This window comes from Chitinophaga dinghuensis, assembly GCF_003259435.1.
Classification (GTDB): Bacteria; Bacteroidota; Bacteroidia; order Chitinophagales; family Chitinophagaceae; genus Chitinophaga; species Chitinophaga dinghuensis.
The window spans coordinates 27,679-52,419 of the sequence record NZ_QLMA01000006.1; the positions used below are offsets into that span (position 1 = coordinate 27,679).

A 24,741-nucleotide genomic window follows, 5' to 3' on the forward strand; every position below is an offset into this window, starting at 1 on the left:
ACAACTATCTTACTGGAAGCATAAATTGTCAGGTTTTGAAACATTGCAGCTGCCAACAGACAGACTGCGTCCTGCACAAATCAGTTATGAAGGGGCAGATATATCTTTTGTTATAGACAAGGTTACCAGTGATCGTTTACGGTCGGTTGCCCGTGAACTGGAAGTGAGCATGTTTAGTCTGCTACTGAGTGGGTACTATTTGTTATTGAGTGCATATAGTAGTCAACGGGATATTGTAGTAGGTAGTCCGGTTGCCAACCGTCATTACGGCGAGATAGCAGACCTGATCGGGTTCTTTGTCAATACGCTGGCGTTGCGTGAGGAGATAGATCCGAAACAAGGTGTAAGAGATTTTATTCGTCAGGTAGGAGCATCTGTGATATCAGTACAGTTACATCAGGACCTTCCATTTGAAAAGCTGGTAGATGAATTACAAATCGAACAGGATACCTCGCGTCATCCTGTTTTCCAGACTACTTTCAATATTCAGCACAAGAATAATGAGGAACTGAATGCTGGAGGGCTGTTTGCCCCATATGCGAATGCTGGTCATTATACAGTCGCTAAATATGATCTGAGCGCCATACTGGATGAAAGTAGCGAAGAGATTATCGGCACGTTTAACTATGCAGTACACCTCTTTGATGCGGCTACGATTAATGGATATATTAGCACCTATACGGAAATATTGCGCCAACTGGCTACTGCAGGGCATGATTTAAAGATTAAATCCCTGCATTATCCGGCAGCGGTATTGGAGCAGGTAAACGATATCTTGCCAATATTCCCAACAGACAAGCCAGTTCACCGGTTGTTCGAAGAACAAGCGGCTACAGATCCTGAAAGAACGGCGGTGGTTTGTGGAGATGTACAACTGTCTTACGCAGAACTAAATACTCGTGCAGATGAATTGTCTGCCTATATACGTGACCGTTATGAGTTGAAGGCAGACGACCTGGTAGGTATTTGCATGGATCGCTCTGAACATATGCTGACGGCCGTTCTGGCGGTGCTCAAAGCGGGTGCTGCTTATGTTCCTATAGACCCGGGTTACCCTGATGAAAGGATCTCCTATATGCTGTCGGATACAGGAATGCAGGTAGTCTTGACAAATGAACAGCATGCACCTCGATTGTCAGCATTGTCTGCGGCCGTAACCGCTGAGGTAATTGGCGACCAGCGTTTTGAGTACGAACAGGTGGAGCTACCGGCTGTGATAACAGACCCTGAGCAGTTGGCATATGTAATTTATACCAGCGGCACTACTGGTCAGCCGAAAGGGGTGATGGTAGGGCATCGTAATGTAGTCAACTACCTGTTTAATATTGCGGATGTATTACCGAAAGACCTGACCCGCGTTGATTTTTCTGGTAATTTATCTTTTGATCTATCGGTAACGACTACCCTATATCCTTTGTGCTTCGGAAAAACGGTGTACATTTTTGAAGGCAGCATAACAGATGTGGCAGCTTATGAGCAGCATCTGATCACGCACCAAGTTGAATTGGTGAAGAGTACGCCGGCCTACCTGTCGTTGCTGAATAATCCGAAAGTACGTGTGAATACGGCTATTGTGGGAGGCGAGAAATTGTTGCGCCATCAGATCAGCCGTATTCTATCCCATTTTAGCACCATCATTGATGAATATGGACCAACAGAGACGACGGTAGGCGCCACTTACTTCCGTATAGACGATACCGTTACAACGTTTTCTATCGGCAAGGCGTATGCTCATTACACTACCTATGTATTGGATACGGAGCTTCGTGCGGTACCAACCGGGGCTATTGGAGAACTTTACATTGGGGGAGCAGGGGTTACGCGTGGATATCTGAACCGGCCGGAACTGACGCGGGAACGTTTCATCAATCATCCTGCTGGTGCTGGTCGCCTGTATAAAACCGGCGATGCGGTAAGATATCTCCATGATGGCAACCTGGAATATATTGGTCGTACTGATTTTCAGGTGAAAGTCCGTGGATACCGAATAGAGCCAGGGGAAATAGAACATCAACTAACAGCTTATCCGGGCATCACTGATGCCGTGGTGTTGGCGCGGAAACAAGCGGATGGCAGCCAATACCTGGTAGGTTACTATGTAGCTGCGGAACCATTGGATGAGCAAATTTTGCGTGATACCCTGGGGAATTATTTACCAGAGTACATGATTCCATCCGTGTTGATGCGGTTAGATGCCTTGCCATTGACTGCAAACGGAAAACTGGATCGCCGCGCATTGCCGGAACCAGTGTTTACAGATAGTGATCATTACCGTGCTCCGGAGAATGATACAGAATCCATGATGTGTGCCATCTATGCGCAGGTACTGGGATTAGACAGTAATAAGGTAGGTATAGAGGATGATTTCTTCCGACTGGGAGGGGACTCTATTGTGAGTATTCAACTGGTGAGCCGTTTGCGCCAGCAAGCGGGTATTCATGTCACGGTAAAAGATATCTTCCGTTATCGTACCATTGCTGCACTGTATACAAATGTGATTGCGGCAGGAACTACAGCAGCTGTCCTTGATACAGAACAGGGTATCCTTTCTGGTGAAGTGCCGTTGTTGCCAATACAGCAATGGTTCTTTACAAATATTACTAGTGGCTTGTTGCCAAAGTATAACCATTGGAACCAGTCATTCCTGATCAGTGTGCCGGTATTGGATATACAGTTGCTGGAACGCACGCTGACAGTACTTTTGAACTACCATGATGGATTGCGTTTACAATATCGTCCTGATGGTACGCAGTATTATGGAACGGAAGCTACCAGCGTAAATATTCATCGCCTGGATATTCGTACACTGGATGCACCGGAAGCTTTACATGATGTACTTACCAGTTGGCAGGCCAACTTTAACATCTATGAAGACAGGCTACTACAGGCCGGCTACCTGGAAGGTTATGCCGATGGTCGGGCACGTCTCTTCCTGGCCGCGCATCACCTGTTGATAGATACCGTAAGCTGGCGTATGCTGGTAGCTGATATGGAGCGTATTTACAATCATCTGTCTACCATAGCTGTAACGGATATACGTTCTTTAATTGAATGGTTAGGACCGAAGGGAAGCAGTTACCGTCAATGGACTACACTGATTGCGGGCTATGAGTTACCAGTGGCTGAACGGCAATACTGGTCTGCTTTATTGCCTGGCATAAAAGCAGGAAATGCTTTACTGGAACGTTTGTCTGCCCCAACAACCAGCTATGCATCATTGCTACTGGATGCCTCCTTTACGGGGCGCTTACTGCGTGAAAGTCACCATGTTTATAACACCCAGATCAACGATATTTTATTAAGTGCCTTGGGTGCAGCTCTATCACGCATCACAGGAGAAAATAGCCACTATATCTTGCTGGAAAGCCATGGTAGGGAAGCTCTTTCAAGCTCCATAGATATTACGCATACCAGTGGCTGGTTTACCACTATGTACCCAATCCATCTCCATAGTGAAGGCGGTGATTATGGTAAGCAATTGGTAGCTACCAAAGAAATGCTACGAGCAGTGCCTGCTAACGGTATCGGCTATGGGATACTGACCGGATATCAACCGGAAGGTTTACCGCGTATCAGTTTTAACTACTTAGGGCAGTTCGATACCCAGGAAATCGCAACTGGTAGCGGATGGCAGTTGACAGGAGAAGATAGTGGCAGACAAATAGCTGCTGCAAATGAAGATCATCATCTAATCAATATCAATGGGCTGGTGATAGGAGGCCAGCTACAGTTCAATATCTCCGGAGGTTTGGCAGCTGATCTGCTGACAAGCCTGGCAGCCACCTATCAACAGGTGCTGGAGGAAATGATTGACTGGCTGGGTAGTACCTCACGCACCTGGCTGACAGCCAGCGATGCAGATCATGTTATTTCTAATGATTGGTTAAATTCATTACAGTCGCAGCAAGAGATCACTGGTATTTACCTGGCAGGCAGCTTACAGGAAGGCTTTATCTATCATGCCTTACATCAGGGAGATGTAGATGATGCTTATCGAGTGCAATTGTTGTGGGAATACCATAACGCCATCAACCCGGCATTGCTGGAACAGGCTTGGCAATATGCGCAACAGCGTTACAGTACACTACGTCTTCGCTTTGCCTGGGAACATAAGTTAGTACAGATTATAGACCGATATGGCCATACAGAATGGCACAACCTGGACATCAGTGAGCTGGATGAAGCTGGTCAGGAAACTTACCTGAATGAGCTGATGGCACGTGATCGTACCCTGGCTTTTGACCTCGCCGTAGGTCATTTATTCCGGGTATATCTGGTGAAGTGTGGAGAACAACAATGGAGTACGCTCTTTAGCAACCATCATGCGATACTGGATGGGTGGAGCATGCCTATACTCCTTCAATACGTGCATGAAGTATATCTGCAGTTGCTGCAAGGAATGAGTGTGTTAGTACGGGAAGACGAGAGCTATGCCGCATCGCAGCGTTACCTGCAACAACATCGAAACGAAAATGAATCCTATTGGAAGGCAGCTGTTAGTCAGTTGGAAGAGCAGGAAGATCTCAGCAGTTTGTTACGTCCAGAGCAACGGCATATCCGCTTATCCGAATATCGTCACATCTTACAGCCTGAAGAACAAATATTAACGATTAGTGGTTCCCGTTATGAAGCGCTCAAACGCTTATGCGCTACCAATGGTATTACCTTAAACGCGGTGTTGCAATATTGCTGGCACAGACAACTGAGTCTCTATGGTAATACCCGTACAACCGTAGTGGGAATGACCGTTTCCGGCCGTAATCTGCCTGTAAATGATATAGGACAATCTGTTGGATTGTATATTAATACTTTGCCAGTGATCATGGAACATGATGGCTGTAGCGTATTGTCGGCCATTCAACGTTTGCAGGCGCATATCGGAGAGGTAAACAGTCGCAGTGATATTAACCTGGCGCGTTTACAATCTGGTGGCGAGCGCATGTTCAGCAGTTTGTTTGTATATGAAAACTATCCATTGCCGACAGGTGGAGATAACGATGAAAAGGCATTGTCTATCCGGTTTAGAAGAAGTATAGAGAAACTTGATTACCCGTTGGCCATCGTGGCGGGTGAGCAAGGAGCAGCGGTGTTATTCAGTATAAAATATGCGGCAGAATTAATAGATGACGCCCAAATTGCGCAGTTGCTATCTGGTGTGGAATTGATCCTGGATCAACTCATTGCTAAACCTGACATCAGTGCCTCATCGTTGGTACATCTGCACGAAACGCAATACCAGCAGTTGATCTACGACTGGAATAATACTGTACGTGATTATCCTGCGGATAAAACTATCCATCAGTTGTTTGAAGAACAGGTGGCGGCGAATCCTGATAACATCGCACTGGTCTTTGAAGGAACGCCATTGTCCTATGCTGCATTGAATGCAAAAGCTAATCAGCTAGGTGCGTATCTGCGTGAGCGTTATAATATTCAACCAGACGATTTAATCACACTCGTGCTTGATCGTACGGCTGATATGCTGGTGGCTATTTTGGCGGTCTTGAAAGCTGGCGCGGCCTATGTGCCGGTATCGCCGGAATACCCGGATGAGCGTGTCCGTTACATCCTGGAAGATACGCGTACCAAGGTCGTACTGACAAATGAAATACATGTAGGAAGATTGCAAGCGCTGGATATTCCCACTGCTATTGAAGCGATAGATACTGCACATTTATGGAATGAAACACTCGCCGGTTATGACACCCATCATCTTACGCCGCTGGCAAGCGCAACAGATCTCGCCTATGTGATCTACACCAGTGGCACCACAGGAGCGGCCAAAGGTGTAATGGTGCAGCACCGCAGCGTGATCAACCTGATCGGCGCACTGGTACCAGTACATACCTTGGACAAACATCAACGAGTAGGCTGCTATTCCAACTATGTATTTGATGCATTTGTATATGAGGCCTTCCCTGCTTTAGCGAATGGTAATACCTTGTATTTGTATGCAGATAGCATCAGAACGGCTCCAGACGCACTGCGCGACTATATCAGTCAACAGCGTATATCCGTTACATTTATTCCGCCGGTATTACTGCGTGAATTCTTATCTGCACCTACTGGTTTATCCTTGATATTTACGGGCGGTGAACAATTACCAGATCTGAGTGATCTGACCTTTGAGACTACTATCCTCAATGAATACGGTCCCACCGAAGCCACTGTTTGCGCCACTATACATCCTTACCAAAAGGGAGACAGCACCGCTAATATTGGTCGTCCATTGGCCAATACCACTGTGTATGTGCTGGATGAGGCGGGCCGACCAGTACCAATGGGCGCTATCGGGGAACTTCATATTGGTGGCGCTGGTGTAGCGCGTGGTTATCTGAACCAATCAACATTGACGGCTACACGATTTATTGCCGATCCATTTGCAGGCGGCAATGCACGATTATATAAAACAGGGGACCTAGTAAGACAATTACCTACCGGTGATCTGGAGTATGTTGGTCGCGCCGACTTCCAGGTGAAAATCAGAGGGTATCGTATAGAGTTAGGTGAGATAGAATCCCGTCTGGCCGGCTATCCTGGCATTAAGCAAGCAGTGGTGCTGGTGAAAGAACAGCAGCAAGGCAACAAATACTTGGTCGGCTATTATGTATCCGCTACTGCTTTGAATCATGAGCATATACTGGAGTTCCTGGGATCTTATCTGCCAGAATACATGCTACCAGGCGCATTGGTGCATCTGGAGCAGCTACCATTGACCATCAATGGAAAGCTGGACCGCCGTGCCTTACCGGAGCCAGTGTTTACAGATAGTGATCATTACCGTGCTCCGGAGAATGATACAGAATCCATGATGTGTGACATCTATGCACAGGTACTGGGATTAGACAGTAATAAGGTAGGTATAGAGGATGATTTCTTCCGACTGGGAGGTGACTCTATTGTGAGTATTCAGTTAGTGAGCCGTTTGCGCCAGCAAGCAGGTATCCATGTCACCGTAAAAGATATCTTCCGTTATCGTACAATAGCCTCACTGTATACAAATGTGATTGCAGCAGGTACTACAGCAGCAGTCGTGGATACAGAACAGGGTATCCTTTTGGGTGAAGTACCATTGTTGCCAATACAGCGCTGGTTCTTTACCAATGTTGCCAGCGGCTTGTTGCCAGCGTATCACCATTGGAACCAGTCATTCCTGATCAGTGTACCGGTATTGGATATACCGTTGCTGGAACGCGCGCTGACAGTGCTGTTGAACTATCATGATGGATTGCGTTTACGATATCGTCCTGATGGTACGCAGTATTATGGAGGGGAAGTCGCCAGCATAGATATTCATCGCCTGGATATTAGTACACTGGAGACGCCAGAAGCTTTGCATAACGTACTTACCAGTTGGCAGGCTAACTTTAACATCTATGAAGACAGGCTACTACAGGCAGGTTACCTGGAAGGTTATGCTGATGGTCGGGCGCGCCTTTTCCTGGCAGCACATCACCTGTTGATAGATACCGTAAGCTGGCGTATGCTGGTAGCTGATATGGAGCGTATCTACAATCATCTGTCTACCATATCTGTAACGGATATACGTTCTTTAATAGAATGGTTAGGTCCTAAGGGAAGTAGTTACCGTCAGTGGACTACACTGATTGCTGGCTATGAGTTACCAGTGGCGGAGCAGCAATACTGGTCTGCCTTACTACCAGGCATCAAGAAAGGTAATGCACAACTGGAACGTTTGTCTGCCCCAACAACCAGCTATGCATCATTGCTACTGGATGCCACCTATACCGGGCGCTTACTACGTGAAAGTCACCATGTTTATAATACTCAAATCAATGATATTTTATTAAGTGCCTTGGGTGCAGCTCTATCACGCATCACGGGAGAAAATAATCATTATATCTTGCTGGAAAGCCATGGCCGTGAAACCCTTTCAAGCTCCATAGATATTACCCATACCAGTGGCTGGTTTACCACTATGTACCCCATACATCTTCATAGTGAAGGAGAGGGTTATGGTAAGCAATTGGTAGCCACCAAAGAAATGCTACGCGAAGTGCCTACTAACGGTATCGGCTATGGGATACTGACCGGTTACCAATCGGAAGGTTTACCGCGTATCAGCTTTAACTACCTAGGTCAGTTCGATACCCAGGAAAGTTCAGCTGGTAGCGGATGGCAGTTGACAGGAGAAGATAGCGGCGGACAGATAGACGCCTCCAACGCAGGATACCACCTGTTGAACATCAATGGGCTGGTGATAGGAGGACGCCTTCAGTTTAATATCGCTGGTAATATTGACCCTGATTTGCTGACCAATCTGGCTACCACCTATCAACAGGTCCTGGAAGAGATGATCGATTGGTTGAGTAATACATCCCGCACCTGGCTGACAGCCAGCGATACAAACAATATTATCTCCAACGATTGGTTAAACGCATTGCAGTCACAACATGAAATCGCAGGCGTTTACCTGGCAGGTAGCTTACAGGAAGGCTTTATCTATCATGCCTTACATCAGGGAGATGTAGATGATGCTTACCGAGTGCAGTTGTTGTGGGAATACAAAAACGCCATCAATCCGGCATTGCTGGAACAGGCCTGGCAGTATGCGCAAAAACGATACAGTACCTTGCGTTTGCGCTTTGCCTGGGAAGAAGAACTGGTACAGATCATAGACCGTCATAGCCATACTGAATGGCATAACCTGGACATCAGTGAGCTGGATGAAGCAGACCAGGAAACTTACCTGAAAAAATTAATGAACCAGGATCGTACCTTGACTTTTGACTTATCCGTAGGTCATTTATTCCGGGTATATCTGGTGAAACGCGGAGCAAAACTTTGGAGTACACTCTTTAGTAATCACCATGCAATACTAGATGGATGGAGCATGCCCATACTCTTGAATTACGTCCATGAGGTATATCAACAGTTGTTGCAAGGAATCGCCGTTGTAGTACGGGAAGACGAGAGCTATGCGGCATCGCAGCTTTACCTGCAACAACACCGAAGCGAAAATGAATCCTACTGGAAAGCAGCTGTTAGTCAGTTGGAGGAACAAGAAGATCTCAGTAGTTTGTTGCGGCCAGAGCAGCGTCATATCCGCCTATCAGGGTATCGTCACCTGTTACAGCCTGAAGAACAATTATTAACGATTAGTGGTTCCCGTTATGAAGCGCTGAAACAACTGTGTGGGGCACATGGGCTAACGCTTAATGCAGTGCTGCAATATTGCTGGCACAGACAGTTAAGCCTCTATGGCAATACCCGTACAACGGTGGTGGGAATGACCGTTTCCGGCCGTAACCTACCTGTTAATGATATTGAACAATCTGTTGGATTGTATATTAATACCTTGCCGGTGATCATGGAACATGATGGCGGTAGCGTATTGTCAGCCATCCAGCGCTTACAGGCGCATATCGGTGAAGTGAATAGTCGCAGTGATATTAACCTGGCACGTTTGCAATCTGGTGTAGAACGGCTGTTCAGCAGTTTGTTTGTATTTGAAAACTATCCATTGCCAGCAGGTGCAGACGGAGAAGAAAATGCATTGTCTATCCGGTTCAGAGGCACTATGGAAAAACTCGATTATCCATTGGCTGTGGTAGTAGCAGAGCATGGTCCTACCATTATTTTTAATATCAAGTATGCAGCTGAGCTCTTTGATGAAACTGTCATCAAACAGTTGCTGTCTGGTGTGGAACTGATCCTGGATCAATTAATTGCTAAACCTGATATTGCTTCTTCCTCATTGGTACATCTGCCTGAAACGCAGTACCAGCAATTGATCTACGACTGGAATAATACAGTAAGTGATTATCCTACGGATAAAACTATCCATCAGTTGTTTGAAGAACAAGTAGCGGCGAATCCTGATAACATTGCACTGGTATTTAAGGGCACGCAATTGTCTTATGCGGCACTGAATGCAAAAGCCAATCAGCTGGGTGTGTGTCTGCGTGAGCGTTATAATATTCAACCAGACGATTTAATCACACTCGTGCTTGATCGTACGGCTGATATGCTGGTGGCTATTTTGGCAGTCTTGAAAGCTGGAGCAGCCTATGTGCCGGTATCGCCGGAGTATCCGGATGTGCGTGTACGTTACATCCTGGAAGATACGCGTACCAAGGTAGTACTGACAAATACAGTGCATGTAGAAAGATTGCAAGGGCTGGATATTACCGCCGCCATTGAAGCAGTTGACAGTGCACATTTATGGAGTGAAACACTCGCAAGTTATGACGCCCATCATCTTACACCGCTTGCAAGCGCAACAGATCTTGCCTATGTGATCTACACGAGTGGTACTACAGGCGCCGCCAAAGGCGTAATGGTGCAACATCGCAGTGTGATCAACCTGATCAGCGCACTGGTGCCGGTACATACCTTGGACAATCATCAACGAGTAGGCTGCTATTCTAACTATGTATTTGATGCATTTGTATATGAGGCCTTCCCTGCATTAGCGAATGGGAATACCTTGTATCTGTATGCAGATAAAATCAGAACTGCTCCGGATGCGCTGCGCGAATATATCAGTCAACAGCGTATATCCGTCACGTTTATCCCACCGGTATTACTGCGTGAATTCTTAGCTGCACCTACCAATCTATCCTTGATATTTACAGGCGGTGAACAGTTGCCAGACCTGAGTGATTTATCCTTCGAGACTACTATCCTCAATGAATACGGCCCCACTGAAGCCACCGTTTGTGCCACTATACATCCTTACCAAAAGGGAGACAGCACCGCTAATATCGGTCGCCCATTAGCCAATACCACCGTGTATGTGCTGGATGAGGCAGGCAGACCAGTGCCCATGGGCGCTATCGGGGAACTGCATATCGGCGGAGCCGGCGTAGCGCGTGGTTACCTGAACCAACCAACACTGACGGCTACACGATTTATTGCAGATCCATTTGCAGGCGGCAATGCACGATTATATAAAACAGGGGACCTAGTAAGACAATTACCTACCGGTGATCTGGAATATGTTGGTCGCGCCGACTTCCAGGTGAAGGTCAGAGGGTATCGTATAGAGTTAGGCGAGATAGAAACCCGTCTGGCCGGATATCCTGGTATTAAACAAGCAGTGGTGCTGGTGAAAGAGCAGCACCCAGGCAACAAATACCTGGTTGGCTATTACGTATCCGATAGTGCTTTAAACCATGAGCACATACTGGAATACCTGGGATCTTATCTGCCAGAATATATGCTGCCAGGGGCATTGGTGCATCTGGAGCAGTTGCCATTGACCCTCAATGGAAAGCTGGACCGCCGTGCATTACCAGCGCCTGTATTTACGGAAAGTGAAAATTACCTTGCACCGGAGAACGAAATAGAAACGGCGTTATGTGCCATCTATGGAGAAGTATTAGGAATAACGCCAGCACAAATTGGAACAGCGGATGATTTCTTCCGCTTAGGTGGTAACAGCATCATGGCTATCCGTCTGATGAACCGGCTAAATACGGTAATGAATATACGTACAAGTGTTGCTACCCTATTTACCCATCGTACGGTCCGTGAGTTGGCCGCCTATATCTACAAGGGCGCTGCTGAACATGTAAACATAACTATACCTGTTATCAGTTCTCCGGAAGAGCAATTGCTATCCTTTGCCCAGGAACGCTTATGGTTCATTGAGAATTATGAACGGGGTAGTAATGCGTATAATATTCCGGTTGTAATGGAGTTAGGACCTGATGTGAAGAAAGAGTGCCTGGTGCAGGCATTGGACGCCATTGTTCAACGCCATGAAATATTCAGAAGTCTGATCAGGACGGCCAAAGACGGACACGGCTATCAGATCGTAATGGACGAGAGTACTTATACATTAAAGGTTTCGGAGATACAATTATCGACAAAAGAAGAGCTGGATAGCGCCCTGCTACTTGATGCAAATCATATTTTCAGATTGGCGGAAGAGTATCCAATACGGACTACGATATACCATCTGCAAGGCAAATATTATCTGAGCCTGGTAATACATCATATCGCATTCGATGGCTGGTCCGCAGACATCCTGCTGCGCGAATTGCAGCAACAGTATCATCGTTTTGTGTCTATAGAGGCAAATATTCCGGTAAAAACCTTGCCTCCATTACCGTTGCAGTACAAAGATTTTGCACTCTGGCAACGTCAGCGCCTGACGGGAGCAACACTGGAAAAACAATTATCATACTGGAAGCAGGTATTGTCTGGTTATGAAACGCTGCATCTGCCTACTGACAAACTTCGTCCTTCAAAAGTTAGTTATGCAGGGGCTGACCTTACATTCACGCTGGATAAAGCAACCAGTGATCGCCTGCGAACGCTTTCCCGTGATCTGGAAGTGAGTATGTATAGCCTGTTACTGAGTGGCTACTACCTCTTGTTGAGCGCATACAGCAATCAACGGGACATTGTAGTGGGTAGCCCGGTGGCCAACCGCCATTATGCGGAGATAGCAGACTTGATCGGTTTCTTTGTGAATACGCTGGCTTTACGGGAGGAAATAAATCCGGAACAACGGGTGGCCGACTTTATCCGTCAGGTAGGCGCCTCCGTGATAGCTGCGCAATTACATCAGGATCTTCCATTTGAAAAGCTGGTAGATGAGTTAAGAGTGGAACCGGATACCTCGCGTCATCCGGTGTTTCAGACTACTTTTGGTATTCAGCATAAAGCCATTGAAGAGCCAGATGCCACAGGGCTATTTGTGCCATACGTTGATGGTAGCCATTATACAGTGGCTAAATATGATTTGAGCGCGTTGCTGGATGACAGCGGAGATGAAATCCAGGGCTCCTTTAATTATGCACTCAGCCTTTTTGATGCGGTTACCATTGCAGGATATATCAAAACGTATCAAGAGATATTACGTCAACTGGCATTTGCCGGAAAAGAGCTTCAGATTAAATCACTGCATTATCGCCCGGAAACCGAACGCATGATGTTGGGACAATGGAACAATACCTTGCCAATATTCCCAGTCGATAAACCTGTTCACCGGTTGTTTGAAGAACAGGCCGCAACTTATCCAGCGCGAACAGCGGTGGTGTTTGGAGACAGACAGTTGTCCTACCAGGAACTAAATACCCGTGCGGATGAGCTGTCTGCATATATACGTCACCGTTATCAGCTGAAGGCCGATGACCTGGTGGCGATTTGCCTGGATCGCTCTGAGCACCTGCTGACGGCCATCCTGGCAATACTGAAAGCCGGAGCCGCTTATGTGCCTGTCGATCCCGGTTATCCGGAGGAGAGGATCTCCTATATCCTTTCTGATACAGGAACAAAATTGATATTAACCAATGAACGCCATGTTAGCTGGCTCTCCGGATTGTCGGAAAACATTAGCGCGGTGGCGATCGATCAGCCTCATTTTGAAGAAGAGCGGCCGGCATTACCTCCTGTGGTAATTGTGCCTGAACAGCTGGCCTATGTTATTTATACCAGCGGTACTACAGGTAAGCCGAAAGGCGCTATGATAGAGCATCGGAATGTCTCCCGCTTGTTACATGCTACGGCAGACTGGTATCATTTTGATGCCAATGACGTATGGACTTTATTCCATTCTGTGGTGTTTGACTTCAGCGTATGGGAAATTTGGGGCGCTCTCTGCTATGGTGGTAAGCTGGTGATTCCATCCACAGCACAGACCAAAGACCCAGGGTTATTCTATGATTTGTGTGAACAGGAAGGAGTGACGGTACTCAACCAGACTCCCGGCGCTTTCTATCAATTCATTACAGCATCGCAGCAGAAAGCTGCAAAGCTGACGCAGTTAAGATATGTGATCTTCGGTGGGGATGCATTGAACCTGGCGCAGCTGAAGCCGTGGTACGATTTGTATGCTGATGATGCTCCGCAGCTGGTCAATATGTATGGTATCACAGAAACAACGGTCCATGTAACCTGGAAGGCATTGCGCGCATCGGACCTCGACAAAGGCTCTCTGATCGGGCAGGTGATCCCGGACTTACATACCTATGTATTGAATGACCACATGGAACTACTGCCAGAGGGTGCGGTAGGAGAGTTATACGTTGGCGGCGCCGGCGTATGCCGTGGCTACCTGAATCTACCATCGCTAACGGCTACACGTTTTATCAGAGATCCATTTACAGGTGGTGATGTGAAGTTGTACAAGACCGGCGACCTGGTAAGGCAATTACCGGGAGGAGAACTGGAGTACATCGGCCGTGCCGACTTCCAGGTGAAGATCAGAGGTTATCGTATTGAATTGGGAGAGATCGAACACCGCATGGCTACCTATCCAGGCATACAACAAGCAGTGGTACTGGTGAGAGAGCAAGGCGGAGGTAATAAATTCCTTGTCGGCTATTATGTGGCTCCTGAGGCATTGAATCATGAATATCTGTTGGACTACCTACGGGGCTATTTGCCGGAATATATGCTGCCGGCGGCATTAGTACATCTGGCGCAATTACCGCTGACCATTAACGGAAAACTGGACCGTAGGGCATTACCAGAGCCAGTATTTACAGACAGTGATCATTACCGTGCTCCTGAAAATGATACCGAGGTGGCCATGTGTGTGATCTATGGCCAGGTGCTGGATATTCCAGAAAATAAGATCAGTGTGGAAGATGACTTTTTCCGTCTGGGAGGTAATAGTATACTCGCTATTCGCCTGATCAACCGCTTGAATACAGTCCTTGGAACCAATTTAGGGGTAGCCGCTATTTTCACGGAAAGGACTATACGTAAACTGGCTGCCGTGATCGGAGTGGCTGACCATGTGAGAATCATACCACCAGTTATCAATAGGCCGGAAGAACAGTTGTTATCTTTTGCGCAGGAGCGCTTATGGTTCATAGAGAACTATGAAGGAGGTAGTAATGCCTACAACGTGCCACTGGTACTAAAATTACATGATCTGGTAAAAACAGACATCCTGTTACAGGCATTACGAGCTGTTATTCATCGTCATGAAGTACTGAGAAGCAGGATAAGAACGACGAAAACCGGAATAAGTTATCAGGAGGTACAGGATGATACTATATATCCAATTGAAATAACGAGAAGGGAGTTATCTGCTGAAGGGCTACTGGAGGAAGAACTGACTGTACAGTCTAATCACATCTTCCGACTGGATGAGGCATTACCAATCATTGTGACGCTCTATACGCTCCCGCAACAACAATATTACCTGAGCATCGTGTTGCACCATATCGCGTTTGACGGCTGGTCTACCGAAATTCTGTTGCGTGATTTATTGAAGTATTATCACCATTACGAATATCTCGCTCAGGGAGATGCTGTAGCTGCGGCGCAATACCTTCCTGCGCCTTTGCCATTGCAGTATAAGGATTTTGCACTTTGGCAACGTCGTTACCTGGAAGGAACAGTACTTGACAGGCAATTGTCTTACTGGAAGAAAAAATTATCGGGTTACGAAACACTCTATCTGCCTACAGATAAGCCGCGTCCAACGCAAATCAGTTATGAGGGTGCTGATATATCTTTTGTGATCGACAAATCTACAAGCGACCTATTACGCTCCATCTCCCGCGATCTGGAAGTGAGCATGTACAGTGTATTATTGAGTGGGTACTACCTGTTGCTAAGTGCCTACAGTAACCAGCGGGATATTGTAGTGGGTAGTCCGGTTGCTAACCGCCATTACAGCGAGATAGCGGACCTGATCGGCTTCTTTGTGAATACGCAGGCTTTACGGGAAGAGATAGACCCGGAACAAGGCGTGACAGACTTTATACGTCAGGTGGGCGCATCCGTAGTTTCAGCGCAGCTGCACCAGGATCTTCCGTTCGAAAAATTAGTGGAGGAGTTACAGGTAGAACCAGATGTATCCCGTCATCCAGTGTTTCAGACAACGTTTAGCATGCAGGCATCGGGCAGCCAGGAAGGGGCAGATCAGCTATTCCAGCCTTACCAGCAGCCGGTGCAGTATAACATTGCCAAGTATGATCTCACCGTTATGTTGTATGATAACGGAGAAGACCTTTACGGCGTCTTTAACTATGCCACGGCATTATTTGAGGCCGGAACGATTAATAGATTTATTGCTACCTATCTAATTATTCTGTCTCAGTTAGCGACAGGAAGAAGAGACCAACTCAAATCGCTGCGCTATCTGGATGAAGCAGGACTATCTGACATATTGCGCCACAGCAGCGGTCAGGTACAATCTTTTGCCGAAGATAAAACGATCCATCAGTTGTTTGAAGTGCGGGTGGCGGCTACTCCTGATTCTATTGCCCTGATATATGAGGATACGGAATTGTCTTATGCAGCATTGAATACTAAGGCTAATCAATTGGCTACGTGTCTGCGTGAGCGTTATAAAATTCAACCAGATGATTTAGTCACACTCGTGCTCGATCGTACTGCGGATATGCTGGTGGCCATTTTAGCGGTGATGAAAGCAGGTGCGGCCTATGTACCAGTATCGCCGGAGTATCCGGATGAACGCGTGCGTTATATACTGGAGGATACACGAACTAAGGTGGTGCTGACAAACGGACATTATTTAGAGAGACTACAATCGCTAGATATTACTGTGGGTATAGAGATAGTGGATGATGCTGATTTTTGGCAAGATGCACTGAAAGACAATGAACCCCAAAATCTTGTGCCTTTGGCTACTGCCACTAACCTGGCCTATGTAATCTACACCAGTGGTACTACAGGCGCTGCTAAAGGCGTAATGGTGCAGCATCGCAGTGTAATTAATCTGATCGGCGCATTGGTACCCGTACATACCTTGAACAGGCATGAACGAGTGGGCTGCTATTCCAACTATGTATTTGATGCATTTGTGTATGAGGCTTTCCCTGCATTAACCAATGGAAATACCTTATATCTGTATCCGGATAGTATCAGAACTGCTCCGGATGCGTTGCGGGATTATATCAGCCAGGAACGTATATCCGTCACGTTTATTCCACCGGTATTACTGCGTGAATTCTTATCTGCGCCTACCGGTTTATCCTTGATATTTACAGGCGGTGAACAGTTGCCAGACCTGAGTGATTTGTCTTTCGAGACTACTATCCTCAATGAATACGGCCCTACCGAAGCCACCGTTTGTGCCACTATACATCCTTATCAAAAGGGAGACAGCACCGCCAATATCGGTCGTCCGCTGGCTAATACCACTGTGTATGTGCTGGATGAAGCGGGCAGACCAGTACCTATGGGCGCCATAGGGGAGCTGCATATCGGTGGAGCCGGCGTAGCGCGTGGTTATCTGAACCAACCAACACTAACGGCTACACGATTTATTGCCGATCCATTTACAGGTGGCGATGCGCGGTTGTATAAAACCGGCGATCTGGTAAGACAACTGTCAACCGGCGAACTGGAATATGTTGGTCGTGCCGACTTCCAGGTGAAAATCAGAGGTTATCGTATAGAGTTAGGCGAGATAGAATCCCGCCTGGTCAGCTATCCTGGCATTAAGCAAGCAGTGGTGCTGGTGAAAGAGCAGCACCAGGGCAACAAATACCTGGTCGGCTATTATGTATCCGATACAGCTTTGAATCATGAGCACATATTGGAGTTCCTGGGATCTTATCTGCCTGATTATATGTTGCCAGGGGCATTGGTGCATTTGGCGCAGCTACCATTGACCATCAATGGAAAGCTGGACCGCCGCGCCTTACCAGCACCTGTATTGATGGATAAAGGACATTACCGTGCTCCGGAGAATGATACAGAATCTGTGATGTGTACTATTTATGCGCAGGTGCTGGGCATTGATAGCCATAAAATAGGCGTGGATGATGACTTCTTCCGGTTAGGAGGGGATTCCATCGTGAGTATCCAGTTAGTGAGTCGTTTGCGCCAGCAAGCAGGGATTCATGTCACCGTAAAAGATATCTTCCGTTATCGTACCATTGCTGCGTTGTATGTAAATGTGATCGCAGCCGGTACTACAGCGATAGCCCTGCAAACAGAACAGGGCATCCTTTTGGGTGAAGTACCATTGTTACCAATACAGCGCTGGTTCTTTGCAAATGTTGCCAGTGGCTTGTTGCCAGCGTATGACCATTGGAACCAGTCATTCCTGATCAGTGTGCCGGTATTGGATGTGACGCTGCTGGAACGCACGCTGACGGTATTATTGAACTACCATGATGGATTGCGTTTACGATATCGTCCTGAGGGTACGCAGTATTATGGAGGGGAAGTAACCAGCGTAGAAATTCATCGCCTGGATATTCGTACACTGGATACGCCGGAAGCTTTACATAAGGTTCTTACCAATTGGCAGGCCGATTTTAATATCTATGGAAACCGGCTACTACAGGCAGGTTACCTGGAAGGTTATGCCGATGGTCGGGCGCGCCTTTTCCTGGCAGCGCATCACTTGCTGATAGATACGGTGAGTTGGCGTATGCTGGTGGCTGATATGGAGCGTATTTACAATCATCTGTCTACCGTATCTGTAACGGATATACGCTCTTTAATGGAATGGTTAGGGCCTAAGGGAAGTAGTTACCGTCAGTGGACTACACTAATTTCCGGCTATGAATTACCAGTGGCTGAACGAGAATACTGGTCTGCCTTACTGCCAGGTATAAAAGTAGGTAATGCCCTGCTGGAACATTTGTCTACCGCAACAACCAGCTACGCATCGCTGCTACTGGATACCGCCTATACCGGGCGCTTACTGCGTGAAAGTCATCATGTTTATAACACCCAAATCAATGATGTTTTATTAAGTGCCTTGGGTATAGCTTTAGCCCGCATCACAGGAGAAAATAATCATTATGTCTTGCTGGAAAGCCATGGTCGCGAAACCCTTTCAAACTCCATAGATATTACCCATACCAGTGGCTGGTTTACGACCATGTACCCCATACATCTTCATAGCGAAGGAGATGATTATGGTACATCACTGGTAGCAACCAAAGAAATGCTACGAGCAGTACCTACTAACGGTATCGGCTATGGGATACTGACCGGATATCAACCGGAAGGTTTACCGCGTATCAGCTTTAACTACTTAGGTCAGTTTGATACCCAGGAAATCGCAACTGGTAGCGGATGGCAGCTAACCGGAGAGGATAGCGGAAGACAAATAGCTGCTTCTAATGGAGATCATCATCTGATCAGTATCAATGGGCTGGTGATAGGAGGACGCCTACAGTTCAATATCTCCGGAGGTTTGGCGGCTGAGCTGCTGACAAGTCTGGCAGCCACCTATCAACAGGTCCTGGAAGAGATGATTGACTGGCTGGGTAGTACCTCGCGCACCTGGCTGACAGCCAGCGATGCAAACAATATTATCTCCAACGATTGGTTAAACGCATTGCAGTCACAACAAGAGATCTCCGGTGTTTATCTGGCGGGCAGCCTACAGGAAGGCTTTATCTATCATGCCTTACATCAGGGAGATGTGGATGATGCTTACCGGGTGCAGTTGTTGTGGGATTACCATAACGCCATCAACCCGCAATTGCTGGAACAGGCATGGCAATATGCGCAACAGCGCTACAGCACCTTGCGTTTGCGCTTTGCCTGGGAACATGAACTGATACAGATCATAGACCGACATGGAAATACCAACTGGCAGCAGCTGGATATTAGTGAAATGAATGAAGCGAGCCAGGAAGCTTACCTGAATGAACTGATGGCACGCGATCGTGCAGTAGCTTTCGATTTAGCTGTAGGTCACCTGTTTAGAATATATCTGGTGAAACGTGGAGCGCAACAATGGAGCACGCTCTTTAGCAACCACCATGCGATACTGGATGGATGGAGCATGCCTATACTCCTGAATTATGTTCATGAAGCGTATCTACAGTTGCTACAAGGAATGCCTGTGATAGTACGGGAAGACGAGAGTTATGCGGCATCGCAGCTTTACCTGCAACAACACCGGAACGAAAATGAATCCTACTGGAAGGCTACTGTTAGTCAGTTAGAAGAACAGGAAGATCTCAGCAGCCTGTTGCGCCCGGAACAGCGACATATCCGCTTATCAGGGTATCGTCACCTGTTACAGCCGGAAGAACAAATATTAACGATTAGTGGTACCCGTTATGAAACGCTGAAACAGCTGTGTGGTGTGCATGGCATAACGCTTAACGCGGTGCTGCAATATTGCTGGCACAGGCAGTTGAGCCTCTATGGCAATACCCGCACAACAGTGGTGGGAATGACCGTTTCCGGTCGTAATCTACCTGTTAACGATATAGAACAATCTGTTGGGTTGTTTATCAATACTTTGCCAGTGATCATGGAGCATGAGGGCGGTAGCGTATTGTCGGCCATCCAGCGCTTGCAGGCGCATATAGGAGAGGTGAACAGTCGCAGTGATATCAACCTGGCACGTTTACAATCCGGTGGGGAACGTATGTTCAGCAGTCTGTTTGTATTTGAAAATTATCCGTTGCCGGCAGGCGCAGATGGGGAAGAAGGGGGATTGTCTATCCGGTTCAGGGCAAGTAAAGAAAAACTGGATTACCCACTGGTAATAGTGACCGCAGAAGGGAATGAGGCCATTAATCTGCAACTAAAGTATGCAGCGGAATTATTTGATGAAACTGTCATCAGGCAGCTGCTGTCTGGCATGGAACTGATCCTGGATCAATTAATAGCTCAACCGGAAATATCCGCCTCTTCATTGGTGCATCTTCGTGAAACGCAATACCAGCAACTGATTTACGACTGGAACAATACCGCTCGTGATTATGCAGCGGATAAAACCATCCATCAGTTGTTTGAAGAACAAGTGGCGGTAAGGCCTGATACCATCGCACTGGTATTTGAGGATACGCAATTCTCTTATGCCGCATTGAATACAAAAGCAAATCAGCTGGCTACGTGTCTGCGTGAGCGTTATAGTATTCAACCAGACGACCTGATCGCACTTGTGCTCGATCGTACGGCCGATATGCTGGTAGCTATTTTGGCAGTGTTAAAAGCAGGAGCGGCCTATGTGCCTGTATCGCCGGAGTATCCGGATGAACGTGTACGTTATATCCTGGAAGATACACGAACTAAAGTGGTGCTGACAAATGCAGTTCATGTAGAAAGACTGCAAACGCTGGATCTCGCCACTACTATTGAAGTGATAGATGCAGCCGATGTATGGAGTGAGAAACTCGCAGGCTATAGCGTCAATAATCCTACGCCGCTGGCAACTGCAACAGACCTCGCCTATGTGATCTACACCAGTGGTACAACCGGCGCTGCCAAAGGAGTGATGATACAACATCGTAGCGTGATTAATCTGATCAATACGTTAGTACCGGTACATGCCTTGAATGAGCATCAACGGGTAGGCTGCTATTCCAACTATGTATTTGATGCATTTGTGTATGAAGCCTTCCCTGCATTGGCCAATGGTAATACCCTGTATTTGTATGCAGATAGCATCAGGACAGCTCCGGACGCGCTAAGGGAGTATATCAGCCAAGAGCGTATATCCGTTACGTTTATCCCGCCAGTCTTACTGCGAGCATTCTTATCTGCACCTACTGAATTATCATTGATATTTAGTGGTGGGGAACAAATGCCAGATCTGAGTGATCTGTCTTTCGAACCTATCATCCTCAATGAATACGGCCCAACAGAAGCTACCGTATGTGCTACGATACATCCTTACCATAAGGGAGATAGTACGGCTAATATCGGTCGCCCACTGGCCAATACCACTGTGTATGTGTTGGATGATGCCGGCAGACCAGTACCTATGGGCGCTATCGGGGAACTGCACATCGGCGGCGCAGGTGTAGCAAGAGGTTATTTGAATCAGCCATCGCTGACGGCTACACGTTTTATTACTGATCCATTTGCAGGCGGCGATGCACGATTATATAAAACCGGCGATTTGGTAAGACAACTACCGACCGGCGATCTGGAGTATGTGGGTCGTGCCGATTTCCAAGTGAAGATCAGAGGGTATCGTATAGAATTAGGAGAGATAGAATCCCGTCTGGCCGGCTATCCTGGGATTAATCAGGCAGTGGTACTCGTCAGAGAGTGGGCTGGCGGCAACAAATACCTGGCCGGATATTATGTGGCAGCAACGGCTGTAGCGGATACGGAAATAAGAGGTTATCTGTCCGCTTTACTACCGGACTACATGATACCGACTGCTTTTGTCCATTTAGAGCAGATACCGCTTACTGTCAATGGTAAAATAGATCGTAAAGCATTGCCAGAACCCGTGCTCGGCCATACCCATGAACCAGATTATCTGCCTAGAAACGCTCAGGAAGAGACGCTTCGGGAGATATTTGCACAGGTACTCAGCATGCAGGCAACAAACATTAGTATACGAGATGATTTCTTCCGCCTGGGAGGGGACAGTATCCTCAGTATTCAACTTCAAAACCGGATCAGACAGCAGTTGGGAATTAAAGTAAATATGAAGGACATATTTGCCTATCGTAGTATAGAACAACTGTATGAAAAAGTGATATTGAAGATTACAGGGACGGAAAAATTGATAACAGAACAAGGAATACTTAGCGGAGAATTGCCGTTGTTGCCAATACAGGAATGGTTCTTCAGCCATGAGTTAAACTATCCGCATCACTGGAATCAATCTTTTATGATCCGTACAGCAGAACTGGATACGCATGTATTGCAACTGGCGCTGAATGAACTGGCGGCATTTCATGATGCCCTGCGTATCAGATATCAGGAAGGTGAATCGCAGAAATACCGCCAATATTATCTGGCGGAAGCGGATGCCCCTGAGATCAAAGTGCTGGACATTCGTACGATCCCGCATGAAGAGGGGAGTGCAGCCTTTGCTGATAAACTGCAGGATATACTAACAATCTATCAGCATCATTTTAATCTGAGCGATGGCCCGCTATATAGTATGGCTTATCTCCATGGATTTGCAGACGGTAGCGCGCGGATATTTTTTGCGCTGCACCATCTGATTGTGGACACCGTAAGCTGGCGGATTCTCCGTGATGATCTGCAAACCATTTATACCTCATTGGCTAATGGCGGTAGTGTTTCATTGGGTAATAAAGGAACCAGTTACAGGCAATGGGCGGGCTTCCTGCGAGATTATGATCTGGAACATGCAGATGAAATCAACTATTGGCAGCAAACAATGGAAGGATACCGTCATTCGGAAGATGTAATTACACAATTGGCAGAGAAGGAAACAGGCTATCATGCGGCTGGTGTAAGTCTGGATAGCGTTACAACCAGATTATTGCTAACGGAAGCAGGTAAAGCCTACAATACGAACATTAATGATCTACTGTTGGCAGCATGGGGACTCACACTATCTGCTATCAACGGAAATACAGATAATTATCTGGTCCTGGAAGGGCATGGCAGAGAAGAGGTGGCTAATTGGGATTTATCTCGCACCGTAGGGTGGTTTACTACCATGTATCCTGTTTGTCTGCATACTATCCCTGGAGATATAGGGAAATCCATTTTAAGCGTGAAAGAGTATTTGAGGGCCATACCTGGCAAAGGCCTTGGCTACGGCGCTTTAAATGGATATGTTAAGGATGGACTGCCACGTGTCTCCTTTAATTATCTCGGTCAGTTTGATGGCCAACAGGAAGCGCAAGACAGAGGGCAACAATGGGATTTCACAGAAGAGCAAGGGGGGAAGACCGTGCTGGATGGTATTGACCAATATCTGTTAGTGGCGAATGGAATGGTGATTAACGGCAGATTGAAATTTGATATCAAAGGCCAACTGCATCAGGAAATGATGGATAGATTGGCAGTTGTATTCCGTGAAATGTTGGTAGCTATAGTTGAACATTGTTTGAATAGAGACACGATTTATTCTCCCGGCGACTTTACTGAAGATTTCGATCCGTTCATTAAACTGAATATGGATGCGGAAGAAGGGCCTATCCTGTTCTTGCTGCCACCGGCAAGAGGCGGAGCAGAAAGTTATATGGGCAACATTATATCGCATTTGAAAGACGTGTCTGTAGTGGCTTTCAATAACTATAATATGCATCTTGAACAAAAGCTGAAGGAGGAAGAAATGCCACAGATCAGCTATGAGTTTCTTGCACGCTACTATATAGACCTGATCAGGAAAATACAACCAACCGGAAAGTACCATTTGTTTGGATGGAGTATGGGCGGCGTCCTGGCGTTTGAAATCGCGAGACAATTGACAGCCAGTGGGTTTGAAGTAGAGAAACTGGTCATGGTAGATGCCTTCTTCAAATGCGGATATGTGGCTGGATTGTATAATTCAATTCCATTGGAAGGGATGAATATCAATTATGATCCCCAATTGAATGAACAAATAGCAAGAAATGTCCTTCTTTTTAAAGCGACTAAAATCAGCGAAGAACTGCAACAGATGTTCACAGGAGACCCTGTAGATGTGGCACGGCACTATGTTGAATCTGTAGATAACCACCTCAGCGAGGTATTGCAAGGCGATTATGCGGAGATCATTGACATTGATAGCGACCATAATTCCTGGGTACAGAATCATGATATTATGAAAGAAATTGCAGGACGCCTGTCGTAAGAATTAGGCCGGCAGCAACTTTGCTGCCGGCTATTTGATATATTGTTATATGCAATTCGTCATGTGAAATAATTGTAGTCCCTATTTATTCTCCTGGATAGGATAGCTACCCATGCCCTGAAATACCCTCTTTTATAGGGTCAATCCATGTTGTAATTTTTTTCGTAAATGCTCTTAGTGGAAACCATCATTTAACCATACTCTACAGTGTCCGCAGGCATATGCCTGCGTTTCCTACATCTTCATATAAACTGTTTTAGGACGTACTCGTCCCGGATATGGAAACAATTCTTAACCTGTAATATAAT

1 protein-coding gene (only partly in view) is annotated in these 24,741 nt (G+C 46.7%); it reads left to right on the forward strand.

From position 1 onward, the window contains the following. Nucleotides 1–24,433, forward strand: the 3' portion of a protein-coding gene (locus CLV59_RS17790; RefSeq protein WP_111593431.1) for a non-ribosomal peptide synthase/polyketide synthase. It extends 23,672 nt beyond the left edge of the window; the window shows 24,433 of its 48,105 coding nt (coding positions 23,673–48,105); its start codon lies beyond the left edge, outside the window; the stop codon is at nt 24,431–24,433. Nucleotides 24,434–24,741 lie beyond the last annotated feature (308 nt).